The organism is Microbulbifer maximicatervae (SeqCode), assembly GCF_052467225.1.
Genome location: NZ_CP174303.1, coordinates 2,115,215 through 2,130,804 on the forward strand (window position 1 = coordinate 2,115,215; position 15,590 = coordinate 2,130,804).

Here is a 15,590-nt window from a genome sequence, read left to right on the forward strand (position 1 = left end):
GTTTATTGTAAAGTTTGGAATAACTCAGGGCTCTAGCTCTGGCGCTTACCTTGGCAGTGGATATTCAGGAAATTTTGGTGGTGGAGATGGAGGCGATGGTGATGGTGGGTGTTAAATCACTGAACAAGCACATATTATTTGCCGCTATCGCGGTCGAATGGCTTACGCCACGCTTCCCCCGCTGCAAGTGCGAATGTTATGTAAATACTTTGTAATCGAGTAACCATTGATAGCTATGTCTTCAATTTCGAAAAATAAAGAAGAATTAATCTCCTCAATTGAAAATTCTTATGAAAATTTATTTACTGATTATATGGGGGTCCCCAAGGAGCTTTCGAGAGAGATTGGTGTTGAAGGTAATATAAAAAATACAGAAATAAGCGTTTCTGATACTATTTCATACCTGATCGGTTGGGGAAGTCTTGTCCTAAAATGGCATGAGCTTAGGGTAAATAATCTCGAAGTAGATTTTCCAGAAAAAGGTTACAGCTGGAATGAGCTTGGGAAGCTAGCGCAGCACTTTCATGCATCCTATAAGGATTGGTCTTATAAACAGTTGCTGACAGAATTCCAGTTTACAATACAAAAAATACTGAAGCTTGTAGACTCATTGAGCAATGATGAACTTTATGGGCACAGTTGGTATAAAAGTTACACCCTTGGGAGGATGATCCAGTTTAATACCTCATCTCCAATGAAAAATATCCGCACAAAGGTGCGCAGGTTTAAGAGGCAGAATAATATCAAGTAAATTCATACAACCTGTAAACCCAGATGACGCCTAAGAACTACCTAATTTAAGTGTTTTGTTCGAGGTGAAGAGTGAATAGTGAAACAAAAAACGTACTGCTAAGTGCATATACAGCTATAGGGCTTCCTATATCAGGTATTTTGCTTTTTTTTGCATATATTCTTACAGACAAGACAGTGCCTAGCGTTCAAGATTATGTAATTGCTACGATATGTGTATTTATTAGCTTAAGTAGTATTTATCTATATAAGAAATTGAGCGCTAGAGAATCTGACCCACCGTTAACTATTCGTACTGCGATTAATAGTGTTTTGTATATTGTAGCAGTAATAGTAATTACAAGTATCATATGGTAATCCTCCTACACAACAAGGGGTTCCAGTCGACACCCAAAGCTACGCACTTTTGAGTGTAAGGTTGCTGCGCTCCCCTTAATACACAAGTGGCGCTTCGCTCCTGGCGCGCCTGAATCCGACATTATGAGCTAAACGAGCTATATTTAAGCATGTTATAAAATTTTTATTTTTAGCGCTTTGTGGCGAAGCTATGGCCCGCCTAAAAATACTGAAGTAACACAAGCAAATGCTGACTTGCTGTCTATTAAGTTGGAAAAAATAGATTCTGGAAGTGTTGATACTTTTCTATATCAGCTTGAGTTTGCTAACAAACTCGAAAGTTGCTTGGCGGGACGGGTTCAAACCTTCCTATTGATTGATAAAAAGGAAATTTCAAGCTCTTCTATGGATTATAAAGTCGGCAGTGAGCAATCCAGTGTTTTACTTCATATGGCCGCATCGGGTTATGATATGGCGATAACTATCCAGTATTGCTGCTCAGAGGGAGTATCCCTCAGCTGTAAACAGTCACTCTCAATCAGTTCGGTCATTGGGATTACGTCGTAGTGAGAGGCTCTCATAGCAAGTGACTATGGTTGCTCGTCAATTTTTTAATCCATACTTTCATCCCAGTAGGTGTTATTTTTCATGTTCGTATTTAGGAGGTAGTCTGCTTTCTCCGTGCACAAACAAACTCTAATTCGAGCCTTTCTGTAGACTCTGCTAATATTCTTTGAGATTGAGAGGCATCCTTAATGACTTAATGAAATTTATATTGGTGACACTAAAGAATTGGCCTGTAGATCTCACATGAATATCGAGTTATTTATTGCCGGTATCAATTCCGATATTGATTAGTTGAGGTTCCATGCGATAAGCTATCTCTACCTTGCTATTCGGGCTTGAGATACACATAACTATCTGAGTTGTGCCTTGCGAATATCTGTCACGTTCGTACTCTTTAATGGTCTATATAAACTAATCGGTTTAGCAATGAACTGTGACTAACAAGGTCTTCGGTGGCCACCGAAGATGGCTCCCAATTTACCCGTTAGCGAAAAGTACTTTCAATATCAGAATCGGGCAAGAACAGCCACACAAGGCGCTGTCACCGGCTCCAGCGTGAATGCGTCTCCGTGGGTGAGCTTAGCGTTATGAGGAAACTATGGTAACTCCAATAATTATTCTTTTACTGTTGTCTAGTCCCTTAGGTGTCTCTTTTATTTGTTCAAAGTATAGCGGCATGCCTCTGAATGTTAAAAAGTACGCCTATTGGGGATTGGGAATAACCTTCATATTCTTCTGCGTTGGGCACTTTGTTAAAACGGAGGGCATGGTGGAAATGTTACCGTCTTGGGTTCCTTTTCGCCTAGCGATAATCTATCTCACTGGATTGATTGAGCTATTGATAGGTATTGCTCTTTTTGTGCCAAGATATCAGCTCCATGCTGCATGGCTTGCTATTGTAGTTTTCATTATTTTCTTTCCTGCAAATATTTATGCGGCATTAAACGGTATTGGTCTTGGCGGGCATCAATGGGGGTCTGTTTATTTGTTATTACGTGCGCCACTGCAAATCATACTAATTGCATGGGCATATTTTCTGTGTGCGAAAGGTCATAACAATTTAAAGCTGTCGACCACTAATGCGGTCGGCTGATTGAGGTGTTGTGTGTAAGGCCTGCCCATGCTTAACAAGCGCCCCGTATCGTTCGGTTTTTGAGCGGGCTTTGACTGGAGGTGGTAGAATAGTATAGGGAGGAGGTATATAGGCACTTCTTTCGAGTTGAGTGTTAAATCACTTTGGGGGGCAGAATCGTGAATTATAGAAAAATACTTAGAGAAAAAGGGTATGGCTTCCATTAGCAATTTATAGCTACTGGAGGTTAGTATGAGCTATTCCGACTACTTTCGTTATCCTCATACAAAAAATGAAATGAAGCAATTTTATGCTTCTAGTATAAATGAAGTTGGTGTTTCTATTAAAATTAGAGGGCGTCGACATCCTAAGTGTTTGCCCAATTCTTGGGATGATTATTATCGCAGTAATATGCGGCTCAGGAATTGGAAGGCTTATCGAAAGCAGCAATGGAAGTAGATGGTGCCAAGCTTTAGTAAATCAAATCAAACAGACGCGCTAAAGCACACATGTGTTTGAATTGTTATATTTTTAAAAAGGTCGGATGAAATATAGCACATTATTTGCGGTAGGTTTTTTTGTTGGGTGTGTAGTTCCGATTTCTTGGTGGGTTGTGATTTTTACTCAACTGAGTGGTTTGATAAAATCAATCATATTTGTTGTCGCTGCTTTGATAATGATAACTTCGATGTTTATTTCAAGTAAGGAAATAGACGAACCGTTTCGGTTTAGTAAAATTTACAAAAGCAGATGGAAGCCCAAGCTTAAACGTTTTCAACATTTTGGTGTTTTATCACTAGGAATCAATACTCCTATATTCATGTGGGTTGTTTTTTCAATTGTTTGGAGTAAAGCATAACAAATTGCTGAATCCTATGTTCTGCTCGCTTTGTGCTGTAGACCAAAGCAGCTTTATCCCGGTGATGGCCTGAGTAAAGCGTTGCGCTTATGAGTGGGTCTATGCTACAACTCAGATATGTGTAATCGAGAGGAATAAAAGATGACCTAATTACCACCTATGCTAAGCTAATTTTCAGTAACCTTTCTGGCATCGGTGGTGTCCGAAGTGAGACAAAGGCAAGTCGGGGAATAAGTGCTGACAAATCAAATCTCCGATTAAATCGATATTGGAACTCAGCCAAATACCGCTGTGCATACTTCGGCCTAATTGCATGGTAGGTGCTACGTAGAGCACTCTTTAAATTACCGAGAACCGTATTCACCCAATAAAATTCAGGCTCCTCAACGGAACTCCGACCGCCACCACAAACGATCTTGTCATGTGCACATCCGGCAGCTGTAACGGCATTGAAGCACGCAAGACCATCAGAGATCACTGTACTGCCGTTGCAGAGGTGGTTTTTGCTCCAGGCAGAAATTTCACTGCTCCTGAATCCCTTGACAATAGAGAGCTTGATACGTGTTGGCCGTCCTTCCTTGGTGGTTTCGACCGCAGCCACAAAAGGCGTTTTGCCCTTAGCCCCACGCCCGGGTTTGCATCCTGTACGCTCTCCCCCGAGATAGGCATCATCCAGCTCAATGAAACCAGATAGCTTGTATTGGAGGTCTCGCTCCATCATCACCTGCATTAGTTTGTGCTTCATTCGCCAAGTTGCGTTGTATGAGATACCCAAATGACGTGATAACTCCATACAAGAGATGCCTTTCTTATCCTGGGTGATGAGAAAAATCCCAAGGAACCAAGTAGTTAGGGGCAACTTGGTGGAATCGAAGATCGTACGGGAAGTGATCGATGTCTGGCGCCGACATCGATTACATTGTTTGAGCTTTCGGTGAGATAGATGACAATACTTGTCATAACCACAGTGAGGACAAGAAAATCCGTTTGGCCAACGCCATTGGCAGAGAGCCTCGAAACACTGCTCTTCGGTACCATATTCTTTGAGGAACTGGGTCAAACTAATACCTTTCTGGAACTGCACCTTATTACGAGCCATGATCTATTCCCTTATGAATCAGCCGATTAACTGTATTTAAATACAGTTAACCGTGACTTAGCAAGGGTGGTAATTAGGAAAGATGATGAGTTCTTTGGAAATAGCAGAGTATTATTTCAAACTCTCAAACGAAAGTAACTTTGATGAAATCACAAAACTATTTTGTGAAAGCTCCACATTCAGGTCAGGAAAAGGAGATCTATTCTTAGGTGTGAATGACATCATGTCTATGCAGAAACTTCATCATGGTATGTTTTCAAAGCTTGAGTGGGAAGTATGCAGTGTTACAGAAACCAAACCCGGGATAGTTCATTTCAACTTTAACTTTACAGGTGAAACACATGCTGGAGAGAAAGTAGAGTATTCCGGTTTGGAAGATGTGGTTGTATATGGAGGTAAAATTCAGCACGTTCAAATACAGCGCCTGTAATACCTTATAATCCCATGCCATGCAACCTATCTTTTTGCTGCATACATGGGTCAAAATCAGGCAAGTGAAACCATGTAAGTTAAAGCATGAAGCTTTGAAAAGCTGGCCTCGTTTTGCCCTCAAAAAAGTATCCAACTTCATAAGTTCGGTGTTTGAGGTGTTAATAAAAAGACTAGCCTGCCTTTAGTAGGTATCCGGTATCGTTAGGTTTAATTGGGGGTTAATAGAAATTTCTGCGGGGAAGTCTTTCACCCGTTAAAGCTGGAGAAGTGTTTAAAGTACTTCTCCAGTTTTTCTTAGGCTGCCAATCAGCATTTCGCAAATTATTAGCTCACAAAGTGATGGTGTTCTGCTAAAGAGTATATGGTTTATGGGTTGATTAGATGGAGCCTAATCAATCCATACCCTGGTATAAACCCGCTTCTGATCCGGAGTATCAATAAATCCATCCCGATCATGTAGGACTTTGGTGTTGTCAACGAAGACCATATCTCCAGAGTTCATGTAGAAGCTTAATGTATTCTCCGCACTGTTTAATTCCTTATCTAGTATATCCAGAGCCTTAAGTACTTCTTTTGATAAAGGCTGGTTCACGCGCCGATGGCCTTTCTCAATCCAGTACCGCATATAACGAATACTGAGCTTTTCGTTTGAATATTCGAAAATAGGGAAACAGTTCTCAAGTATGCTTTTTATGTTTTTGTCACTGCCTGGAGTAACTAAATCTCTAATATAGTTGTTGTACAGGATCTCTAGTTTTTGTGGGGCAGTTTTTCGCAAGTTCTCATGAACTTGAGCCGCAGAAACGATTTTCGATTTTCCACCTTCAACTGCCGGAGTAAGGCAGCATAATCCAAGTATCTTTGGTTGTACGGTACGTTGTGAGCTATCAGTATGGACGCCAGTGGGTGCATTTGTCTGAGACACAGGAATAGCTTCGCTAGTATAGTCTCTCCCTGTGTCGAGAATCCCATAAAGCCGTCCATAAGTATCTATAGTATTGCCCATTGCCAGGCTAAGCTTTAGAAATAGTAGGTTAAGCGTTGGCTTGCTTAATGATTCCTCGCCCTGTATCCATGCGACACCACTACCATGCTCTATTTCATGTTTTATCTGGTTCGCAAGTTGGTCGAACTCAGGGGTGGCAACTGATTCTTGGGTCAGATTTTCAATCGGGTTGTTTTGTTGTTTGGCCCAGCTCTCCAAAGCCTCGACCTCAGATTTCCAGTTTGAAGGCCACAGAAATTTCCAGTTGGAAGTTGCGGTCATATCATTAGCAGTCCAGGCTTGAGCTTGAACTACTTCACTTGGGGCTAAGTTAGTCATTTACTTGCACCTTAAATAATACGTGTAGTGGATAGCCGGCTAGTGGTGAGAAAAAATCTGGATCTAGCTCAAGGTGCTCTTGAGTTACTGAGAGTTCTTGAGCGGTTGGCAGGGATTTAAAACCAGCTTGTGCCAGAGCTTCAAAATAGTGTGAAAAATTTTTATGCACGCATCGTACTGAAACTGGCTTGCCGTCTCTGCGCCATATTTTTCCTTCAAATGTTTGATCTATGCCATCTAAATAAGTCAAGTTGCCGTGTTGAAAGTAGAATGGAGGAACTTCTTCCCTCATGAACGGAAGGCAAGGGTGAGGCACTGTAAAAATAAAGGTGCCCCCTTTATTTAATAGACTCTTGACCTTACTTATGACCTTTGTCATTTCTTCTATGGTTAGATAGTTGAAAAGAAATACAGCAATAGCATGGTCAAACTTATCTCTAGGAAATTCTGTAAATGTAACGGCATTTCCAACTGCATATTCTGCTTTCGTCAAATTTCCAGCAGAAGCCGTTTCCTTTGCCTGGAAAATCATCTCTGAGGAAGAGTCAACACCAAAGATTGAACCTGCTCCTTTATCAAGTAGCATCCTGGATACATAGCCTTCACCGCAGCCCATATCCAATATGTTTTTCCCGGAGATATCTCCGATTGCTTCCAAAACTTTGGGGCGGGCGGTGAAATCACTGAGTAGGATTTTCTCAGAGCGGCTCCAGCTGTGAGCTTGTTTGTTATAGATGGTTTCAGTTGATAGTGGTAAGTTCATCCCGAACTGCTCCTTCAATTTTAGGGATAAAGTATGCTATGCAGTGGTGTGTGTATTGGTGTTTACTACATGGCGGGTGAAATTTTAGGTATTTGCGGCTTTAATTATTTAAGTTTAATTGCTCTTTTGATAAGGCTAGCATTTTAAATATATAAAATTAGTCGTTACCAGGAAGTCCATTTGGTGGTTTTTTGTATTCTGCAGCTTATTTTGCGTGGGCATGCTGGCAGTTTTTTATTGTTTGGTTTTGTTGCTTAGTTGAGTATGCAAAGCTGGACGAGGAGCGTCAAGGTCTTTTCTTTGAGATGGAATATTCATAATTCACATTTTATTTATATTTTTCATGCCGGCTCAGGTTAGCAGTACTTTTGTTTTTAGAGTTGACATATGTCAAATAAAACTTATTTTTTGGGTTGAATTTAATGGATTAAATTCGCTTTGGGATGCTGTTTAGATATGGGGTAATGTAATCAGGAGTATGTTTTAGCTTGTTGTATTCAATTCTCTTAGGTTGGATTGATGTGCTTGATTAGCGGCGCCTCTAGTTCCCCATATTCTTGGCGCCTCGATTCTTAGGTTAATTTTTTAGAATATCTCTTCCTTAGCTAATCTGATGTTGTTGTGGTTTTGATCCTGTTGGCGTCTAGGCATCTTGTTAAGCGTGATTTGATATGAGAGCAACCGCGATTGATTCTGTCGTTTTTTGCGATATTTTTAGTACTTCAGCAATGCGGAAGATTTTCTCGGATGAACAGCGTGTTCAGCGCTATCTCGATGTTGAAGCGGCGCTGGCTAAAGTACAGGCCCGGTTAAAAATAATCCCTGCAGAGGCTGCAGAGGACATTACTCAACACTGTGACGCCAAGCAGATAGATTTTGTAAAGCTCAAGGAGCAAACGGAGCTGATTGGTTATCCGGTGCTGGGTGTTGTAGAGCAGCTAGTGTCACTGTGTAGTAGAGATTTAGGTCAGTGGTGTCATTGGGGGGCTACTACTCAAGATATTACGGATACGGCAACCGTCTTACAGATTAGGGCGGCGATTGAAATTGTTGAGGCGGAGGTCAATGCAATCGCAGATGCTTTAGCAAGCCTGGCCAAGCGTTTCAGGGATACGCCTATGGTTGGGCGCAGCAATCTTCAACAGGCGGTACCTATAACATTCGGTTACAAGGCGGCTGTTTGGTTGGCTGGTATTCATCGCCATCAAGCGCGCTTAAAAGAGATAAAGTCTCGGGCGTTTGTAGGGGAATTTGGTGGTGCGGCGGGTAATCTTTCTTCCCTGGGGCATCAGGGGCTAGAAGTTCAAAGAGGAATTATGCAGGAACTCGATCTCGGAGTCCCTTGTATTGCCTGGCATACGATGAGAGATCGCGTTACCGAAGTGGCTTGTCTATTGGGGCTGATTACTGGCACCTTGGGAAAAATAGCCCTCGATATAAAACTAATGGCACAGACAGAAGTCGGGGAGGTGGCGGAGCCTCTTATATCTGGCCGGGGAGCGTCTAGTACAATGCCCCAAAAACACAATCCTCTATCAGCAGTTCTTATCAGCGGTACTGTCCCAGTGGTTAGACAGCAGGTTGCCTCTTTGCTGGAAGCGATGGTTGAAGACCATGAGCGGGCTACGGGCCCGTGGGAAATAGAGTGGATTGTTCTGCCGGAAATATTCTGTCTTACCGCATCGGTATTATCCCAGGCACGTTTTGCGCTAGAAGGACTTCAGGTATTTCCAGAAAAAATGATGCGAAATTTGGAAATGACTGGCGGTTTAGTGCTCTCTGAGGCTGTAATGATGGGACTGGGACCTAAACTGGGGCGTGAGAATGCCCACGATTTGGTTTACCAGATTTGCTGCCAGGCAATGGAGACGGGTCGTCCTTTTTCTGACTTGTTAAAGGAAGATAAGAAGGTGTCAGGGGCTCTCTCTGATGCGGAGTTAGATCAGCTTCTTGACCCTCATAACTATCTTGGATCATGCGGGGAGATGGTTGATGCAACGCTTGCTGGAAATGAGCGCTGACTCAGTAACCTGCCGTTTCCCAATTGTCAGTGCTAGCTGCCGTGGATTGATTCTTGTGTCCGCTGCTCTAAATGCAAACTCTCTAAGATTAGAGTCTAAATATTTATCTTGGCTGGTTGTTATTTTTTCAGTCAACTATTTTATTTTTAAATAGATACCTGAAGAAAATGTAAGTTATTTATTTAAAGATAGGGATTCTATAGCTGGAAGAAACTTAAAAATTAACACAATCAAGAATCGATGCTTATTACTTGTGGTGCAACATATACAATGATTTAGTCGATTCATGTTGTATTTAAATGGTGATCTGAAGGGTGGGGTGATGGGCAAGTTTAAATTAGCATTGGCACAGTTGCCGTCAGTGAAAGGAAATATTGAACGCAATATTGAGTCACATATCCATGCTGTAAAAGTCGCAGTAAGGAAAAAGGCCTCTATTGTGGTGTTTCCCGAACTTTCATTAACTGGATATGAGCCGGATCTGGCTGAACAATTAGCGCTTAAGATCGACGATCCACAGTTAAGCCCTCTAGCTGACTTGGCAGCTGACTGTGGTGTTTGGCTAGTTGTGGGTGTGCCTATTCGTCAGAAGAATGGTATTGCGATCGGTTCGCTCGTATTTTCTCCTCAGGGTGAGATTTCTGTTTATTTGAAAATACATTTGCACCCAGGAGAAGAAAAATGGTTCGTTCCCGGATCTGAATATCTATCACTGAACATCGAAGGTGAGACCGTAGCTCTGGCTATTTGTGCAGATGTGTGTAACCCAGGTCATGTTGCCACCTATGAAAAGCAGGGGGCTTCAGTTTATGTGGCAGGGGTATTGATTACTCCGATGGGATACCCGGAGGATAGTCAACAGTTGGCAAATTATGCTTTAGAGCACAACTTATTGGTGGCTATTGCGAACTTTAATCAGCCGACGGGTGGTTATTCCACAGCCGGCTGTAGTGCAGCTTGGGGCCCCGAAGGTGAGATTGTCAGTGCGAGTGATACAGCCAGCCAACTAGTTTGCGTTGAGCGCGATGATGAAGGGTGGTGTTCGGAGATTGTATCTCTTTAATTGTGCAGCTCTATAAATGGTAGTTGCCAATAGCTCCCTTCATTTACTCGCTTCCAGCTCTGCTACTAAAGCTGTCACCAATCCGGCTGCGGGCAGGGCTCGTGCGAGAGGGGCTCCTTGTCCGGCCCATTGAACGGCATATTCGTCATTGCCCGCTTTTGTAGCTGCCTGAGCCAGGGCTTTGCCCGCGGAGTAAGCGATCGGGTAATCCGGCAGAGGAGGAGCGCCCTTACTTAGCGCTTTATAGAATTGGTTGCTGATACCGCGAGCGGGGCGCCCGGAAATATTGGCGGTGATCTCTGTGTGCTGTGCGCGCTCACTTTGTAAGGCGCTGCGGTAGCTGTCGGAGGCCGCAGATTCCGGACAGAGGACAAATGCGGTTCCCATTTGCACGGCACTAGCCCCGAGAGATAGTGCAGCGCGAATGCCAGCGCCATCCATAATGCCACCCGCAGCAACGATTGGTAGGCTGCTGTGGCAACACAGCAATCGGACCAGCGCCAGAGTTCCAATTTCCTGGTCGCCCTCTGGGTGGAAGACCCCCCTATGCCCACCAGCTTCAATACCTTGGGCAATTAAAACATCGATACCAGCATCCTCAGCAAGTTTGGCTTCTTGAGGGGAAGTTGCTGTGGCCATCAAGATAATCCCTGCACCTTTTAGTGCGGCGATAAACTCTTCTGACGGTAGGCCAAAGTGGAAGCTGACAACCGGTGGCTTTTGCTCGAGCAAAACTTCCAGCATGGCCTTATTGCCGATAAATGTTGAGTAGGGTTCATTGATCAGCTTGGGAACCGGTGCATCGAAGGCGGCAAAATGTGGGGCGAGATGGGAAAGCCAGGCTTGCTCCCGTTGGGGATCTTTTGTTGGGGGCTGGTGGCAAAAGAGGTTTACATTGAAGGGGTGCTCGGTCTGGTCGTGAGTACAACGAATTTCATCTGCGGCTTTTTCTACTGAGCAGGCGCCGAGTCCAAGTGAGCCGAGTCCTCCTGCATTGGATACAGCGGCGGCGAGAGCGGGTGTGGATACCCCGGCCATGGGTGCTGCAAAAATGGGATGGGAAATTCCGAGTTTTTCGAGTAATGGATTCATGGCCCTGCCTGTGAGTTGCGCTCCCTTCTGGGCCACCTTAGTGCAGATTGTGCGAGGTAGCTATACCTCGCAGGCGTTACTGCTGCAAAAGTTTTTGGGGAGCGCGAACAGCAATCCTAGGTGGATTGCTTACAGGTGCAGGTTGAAACCGATGTATGGGCCTTTGATTTCAATATCGCTCTGCAAGTCGTCGAGCTCTTCCAGGTCGAGAGTCATTACGCGGTAACCAGCTTCGATAGCAAAGTCGACAGCTGGTACAAAATCCCAGCGCACTTTAGCTGTCAGGTCGGTATGGGTATCGCCACGGTAGGCCGTTGCATTGCCTTGGGCAATTACAGACCAGCCGGTAAATGGAAGATCAAAGCGCGCCATGCCGTAGGCCATTGGCAGGTAGCCCGTGAGGTCGACAGTCTCTGCCTGGGTATCGCTCACTGCAGTAAATTCACCGTCATACATACGCGCAGTCAAACCGACATCCAGGTTTACCCAGTTATCCAAGATTTCGTAGTAAAGGGTGGCGTCGGTATGGGTGAGGTTCAGATCTGTGCGGATTTCTGAATTGGCAGTGAAGGTTTCATCATCAAAAGTAACGGAGGTGGCCAGGATGTCGTCACCGTCGGAATCGATATTGCTGTGGGCCAGAAGCACATTGGGCACCAGAGGAATGGGGTGTTCCAGGGCAACCTGCAGGAAGGTAATGTTATCTTCCGAGAGGGACAGGTTATCCAGCTTGTATTCGTCGGTACCGATATTACCGCTATAGCCTGGCAGCCATGCGCCGGCAGTAGCATCAAGGCCGAGGATAGTATCTGCGCTTGCGGTGCCGCAGGCGAGGAGGGTACTCAAGGCAAGTGCGGATTTCTTCATTGACTTCACTCCGTGATGAATTTGTCGCGGAGTTTACAGATAAATTTTTCCTGTGCCGTGGCTAAGTTGCACATTTTTACAAATCATTAATGTTTTGCACTGGTAAAAATGGTGCGTTTGGGTATTGCCTGTTAGTAAATTGGTCGCTTTTTCCTGCCTCACTAAATAGCTGCTTCGAACAACATCTGTTGTAGCGCGCTGGCGGGATTACTCAGAGTTCGGCCCCGGTGACTGATCACGCCAAGATTTCGCAGTACTTGCAGCTTTTTGACTGGCAGCACTGCCAAGCTGCTGTCCACCAATGTGTGGGGCAGAACACTCCAGCCGAGACCGACACAGGCCATCATCTTAATGGTTTCCAGATAGTTGGTTGCCAGCTTCGCGGTGAGTTTTAACCCCTGGGCATCAAACTCCCTTTTGATCAGGCGCCCGGTATAGGTATTCATATCCGGCAGTATGGCGGGATAGTTGGCTAGGTCGGTGAGTTCCAGTTCCGGCAGCTTTGCCAGGGGGTGATCCGGGGCGGCCACCACAACACAGGGGTCGGGCCAGATCACTTCGGCATTCAGGTGCGGATACTCCTTAAGTGCCAGGGTGACCACGGCCAATTCATATTTGGCGGCCATCAGGGCTTCGTAAGCTTGTTCCGAGTCGACAAAATCGATGTCCAAGGCAACCTGTGGGTAGCGGAAACTGAACTCTTTCAGCACCGGGGGTAGGTGATGCAGACCTACGTGGTGGCTGGTGGCGATACGCAAGCTGCCGCTGACCGAGTTGCTCAAAGCGCGCAATTCCCGCTCGGTGTCGCTGATTTCATTAAGTATATGGCGGGCGCGGGGCAGCAGGGCGCGGCCGGCATCGGTAAGCTGCAATCGCCGTCCAATACGATCGAACAGCGGGGAGCCCAGTTGCTGCTCCAGGGCCGCCAGGCGCTTACTCATCGCGGGTTGGGTCAGGTGCAGCAGCTCGGCGCCTTCAGATACCGAACCCTGTTCCGCGATTGCCAGAAATGCCCGCAGCCACTGTAGTTCCAAGCTGTTTCCCCTGAGCTGGTTTGTCAATAAAGGCTCCAGTTGAGCCGCTGTATAAATGGCAGGGACGCCAGAAGATGGATCTTACCTCAGTTTGGCTTTCGAATTCCATTCAGGAATACTTTAGATAATAAATATAAATTGGTGTTATTTGGTGGGTCTGGGTAGACTCAGGCTCTTAACTACTGAGAGGAATGGCTGTGGCAGGGCAAACACTCTACGACAAACTCTGGCAGGACCACCTGATCAAGAACTGTGATGATGGTTCCTCACTTATCTATATCGACCGCCACCTGATTCACGAGGTGACCTCCCCCCAGGCGTTTGAAGGCCTGCGTCTGGCGGGTCGCAAACCTTGGCGCAAGGATTCGCTAGTCGCCACTCCCGACCACAATGTGCCTTCCGAGGCGGCCGAGCGCGCCGCTGGCGTCAGTGGTATTCGCGATGATATCTCCCGAATCCAGGTGCAGACCCTGGATGAGAACTGTCGTGACTTTGATGTAGTCCAGTTCGGCATCAATGAGCCGGGACAGGGTATTGTGCATGTGATCGGCCCGGAAACAGGTGCGACACTGCCGGGTATGACGGTGGTTTGTGGCGACTCACATACCTCCACCCACGGGGCGCTCGGCGCCTTGGCCCACGGTATTGGCACTTCTGAGGTGGAGCATGTGATGGCTACCCAGTGCCTTACCCAGAAGAAAATGAAGAATATGCTGGTTCGCGTCGACGGCCAGCTGCGCCCAGGTGTCACTGCAAAAGATGTGGTGCTGGCGATCATTGGCAAAATTGGCACTGCTGGCGGTACCGGTTACGCGATTGAATTCGGTGGCGAAGTGATGCGCAACATGTCCATGGAAGGCCGTATGACCGTGTGCAATATGGCCATTGAAGGCGGTGCTCGCGCGGGGATGGTGGCGGTAGACCAGATCACTCTCGATTACGTGAAAGGCAAGCCCTACGCGCCGAAAGACGAAATGTGGGATCGGGCAGTTGAGGCCTGGAGCCACTTGCACTCCGATGACGATGCGGTATTCGACGAAGTCGTGGTATTGATCGGTGAGGATATTGAGCCGCAGGTCAGCTGGGGCACTTCCCCTGAGATGGTGGCGCCGATCAGCGCCCAGGTGCCAACCCCCAGTGACGAGAGCGATGCCACCAAGCGCACCGGTATGGAGCGAGCGCTGGAATATATGGGGCTGAATGCCGGGCAGAATATCAGCGATATCAAACTGGATCGCGTTTTTATCGGCTCCTGCACAAACTCCCGGATTGAAGATCTTCGCGCGGCAGCAGAAGTTGCCAAGGGTCGTTACAAGGCGGATAGCGTCAAGCAGGTGCTGATTGTTCCGGGCTCCCAGGCCGTAAAAGCCCAGGCTGAGCGCGAGGGGTTGCACGAGATTTTTGTTGAAGCCGGTTTTGAGTGGCGCGAACCGTCCTGTTCCATGTGTCTGGCGATGAATGCGGACAAGCTGGGGGCGGGAGAGCACTGTGCTTCCACCTCCAACCGCAACTTTGAGGGGCGCCAGGGTTACGGTGGCCGCACGCATCTGGTGAGTCCCAGTATGGCGGCAGCGGCTGCAATTGCCGGCCACTTTGTCGATGTGCGAGAGGTGGCACCGGTACAGCTGGAAGAGGAGATGGTCTGATGAAAGCGTTTACCCAGCACGAAGGTCTCGTGGTACCGATGGATCGGGCCAATGTGGATACCGACCTGATCATCCCCAAGCAGTTTTTGAAATCCATTAAGCGCTCTGGCTTTGGCCCGAACCTGTTTGATGAGTTGCGCTATCTGGATGAGGGGGTTCCCGGGCAGGACTGTTCCGGCCGTCCGCTCAACCCGGACTTTCCCCTTAATTTCCCCCGCTACCAGGGTGGTTCAGTGCTGATTGCACGGGAGAATTTTGGCTGCGGTTCCAGCCGTGAGCACGCGCCCTGGGCACTGGAAGATCACGGCTTCCGCGCAATTATCGCGCCCAGCTTTGCCGATATCTTTTTCAATAACTGTTTTAAAAATGGTCTTTTGCCAATTGTCCTGGCGGAAGATGTCGTGCACCAGTTGTTTGAGGAAACACACGGGCAGGAGGGTTATGCGCTCACCATCGACCTGGAACAGCAGCATGTGCGCAAGCCCTGTGGCGAGCTGATTCCATTTGAAGTGGATGCCTTCTACAAGCACTGTTTGCTAAATGGTCTCGATCATATCGGTCTGACCCTGGAGCACGCCGACGATATTCGCGCTTATGAGCAGGCGCGCCGAGAGAAAGCCCCCTGGCTTTTTGATGCGGTTCAGTAATTAAAGGAAATTCCTGTG

The 15,590-nt window shown here is 46.5% G+C and carries 14 protein-coding genes; 8 read left to right on the top strand and 6 right to left on the bottom strand.

Annotated elements, in window-relative coordinates; all coding sequences use genetic code 11:
• Nucleotides 1–50 precede the first annotated feature (50 nt).
• The 3 genes from ACJJIZ_RS09240 to ACJJIZ_RS09250 all read left to right on the top strand — a co-directional run bounded on the left by ACJJIZ_RS09240 (nucleotide 51) and on the right by ACJJIZ_RS09250 (nucleotide 2,746).
• A complete protein-coding gene (locus ACJJIZ_RS09240) occupies nucleotides 51–215 on the top strand; it encodes a hypothetical protein (RefSeq protein WP_444915949.1) in 165 nt (54 codons plus the stop codon).
• A gap of 20 nt (nucleotides 216–235) precedes the next feature.
• Nucleotides 236–751 (top strand): ClbS/DfsB family four-helix bundle protein, encoded by a 516-nt coding sequence (locus ACJJIZ_RS09245; protein ID WP_444916198.1) that lies wholly within the window; start codon nucleotides 236–238, stop codon nucleotides 749–751.
• Between the two features lie 1,500 nt (nucleotides 752–2,251).
• Nucleotides 2,252–2,746, top strand: a complete 495-nt coding sequence (locus ACJJIZ_RS09250) for a DoxX family protein (protein WP_444915950.1) — start codon at nucleotides 2,252–2,254, stop codon at nucleotides 2,744–2,746.
• A 995-nt stretch (nucleotides 2,747–3,741) separates the two neighbouring features.
• Here the strand turns inward: ACJJIZ_RS09250 and ACJJIZ_RS09255 are convergent.
• Nucleotides 3,742–4,683: an IS1595 family transposase gene (locus tag ACJJIZ_RS09255; RefSeq protein WP_444913485.1), complete on the bottom strand. Its 942-nt coding sequence runs from the start codon at nucleotides 4,681–4,683 to the stop codon at nucleotides 3,742–3,744.
• 85 nt (nucleotides 4,684–4,768) lie between these two features.
• Between ACJJIZ_RS09255 and ACJJIZ_RS09260 the strand changes: the two genes are divergently transcribed.
• Nucleotides 4,769–5,113: a hypothetical protein gene (locus tag ACJJIZ_RS09260; protein ID WP_444915951.1), complete on the top strand. Its 345-nt coding sequence runs from the start codon at nucleotides 4,769–4,771 to the stop codon at nucleotides 5,111–5,113.
• Nucleotides 5,114–5,503: 390 nt separating this feature from the next.
• Here ACJJIZ_RS09260 and ACJJIZ_RS09265 read toward each other — a convergent pair whose 3' ends face one another.
• Both ACJJIZ_RS09265 and ACJJIZ_RS09270 read right to left on the bottom strand, forming a co-directional pair.
• A complete protein-coding gene (locus ACJJIZ_RS09265) occupies nucleotides 5,504–6,439 on the bottom strand; it encodes a TauD/TfdA family dioxygenase (protein WP_444915952.1) in 936 nt (311 codons plus the stop codon).
• Nucleotides 6,432–7,202 (bottom strand): class I SAM-dependent methyltransferase, encoded by a 771-nt coding sequence (locus ACJJIZ_RS09270; RefSeq protein WP_444915953.1) that lies wholly within the window; start codon nucleotides 7,200–7,202, stop codon nucleotides 6,432–6,434. Before ACJJIZ_RS09270 ends, ACJJIZ_RS09265 begins: the two co-directional genes overlap by 8 nt.
• A gap of 671 nt (nucleotides 7,203–7,873) precedes the next feature.
• Between ACJJIZ_RS09270 and pcaB the strand changes: the two genes are divergently transcribed.
• Both pcaB and ACJJIZ_RS09280 read left to right on the top strand, forming a co-directional pair.
• Nucleotides 7,874–9,223, top strand: coding sequence for a 3-carboxy-cis,cis-muconate cycloisomerase (pcaB, locus tag ACJJIZ_RS09275; RefSeq protein ID WP_444915954.1), 1,350 nt, complete (start codon nucleotides 7,874–7,876; stop codon nucleotides 9,221–9,223).
• 322 nt (nucleotides 9,224–9,545) lie between these two features.
• The gene (locus ACJJIZ_RS09280; protein ID WP_444915955.1) at nucleotides 9,546–10,286 is read left to right on the top strand and encodes a carbon-nitrogen hydrolase family protein; all 741 of its coding nucleotides are present in this window, start codon (nucleotides 9,546–9,548) and stop codon (nucleotides 10,284–10,286) included.
• Nucleotides 10,287–10,325: 39 nt separating this feature from the next.
• Here ACJJIZ_RS09280 and ACJJIZ_RS09285 read toward each other — a convergent pair whose 3' ends face one another.
• The 3 genes from ACJJIZ_RS09285 to ACJJIZ_RS09295 form a co-directional block, all read right to left on the bottom strand.
• Nucleotides 10,326–11,378, bottom strand: coding sequence for an NAD(P)H-dependent flavin oxidoreductase (locus ACJJIZ_RS09285; protein WP_444912509.1), 1,053 nt, complete (start codon nucleotides 11,376–11,378; stop codon nucleotides 10,326–10,328).
• Nucleotides 11,379–11,507: 129 nt separating this feature from the next.
• On the bottom strand, nucleotides 11,508–12,245 hold the full coding sequence (locus tag ACJJIZ_RS09290) for a TIGR04219 family outer membrane beta-barrel protein (RefSeq protein WP_444905933.1): 738 nt from the start codon (nucleotides 12,243–12,245) through the stop codon (nucleotides 11,508–11,510).
• Nucleotides 12,246–12,406: 161 nt separating this feature from the next.
• Entirely contained in the window at nucleotides 12,407–13,279 is an 873-nt protein-coding gene (locus ACJJIZ_RS09295; protein ID WP_282931865.1) for a LysR family transcriptional regulator, read from the bottom strand.
• A 197-nt stretch (nucleotides 13,280–13,476) separates the two neighbouring features.
• Between ACJJIZ_RS09295 and leuC the strand changes: the two genes are divergently transcribed.
• Together leuC and leuD are read left to right on the top strand one after the other, a co-directional pair.
• On the top strand, nucleotides 13,477–14,925 hold the full coding sequence (gene leuC, locus ACJJIZ_RS09300) for a 3-isopropylmalate dehydratase large subunit (protein WP_444915956.1): 1,449 nt from the start codon (nucleotides 13,477–13,479) through the stop codon (nucleotides 14,923–14,925).
• Nucleotides 14,925–15,572 (top strand): 3-isopropylmalate dehydratase small subunit, encoded by a 648-nt coding sequence (leuD, locus tag ACJJIZ_RS09305; RefSeq protein ID WP_108732431.1) that lies wholly within the window; start codon nucleotides 14,925–14,927, stop codon nucleotides 15,570–15,572. The genes leuC and leuD overlap by 1 nt, the downstream gene beginning before the upstream one ends.
• The last annotated feature ends 18 nt before the right edge of the window (nucleotides 15,573–15,590 follow it).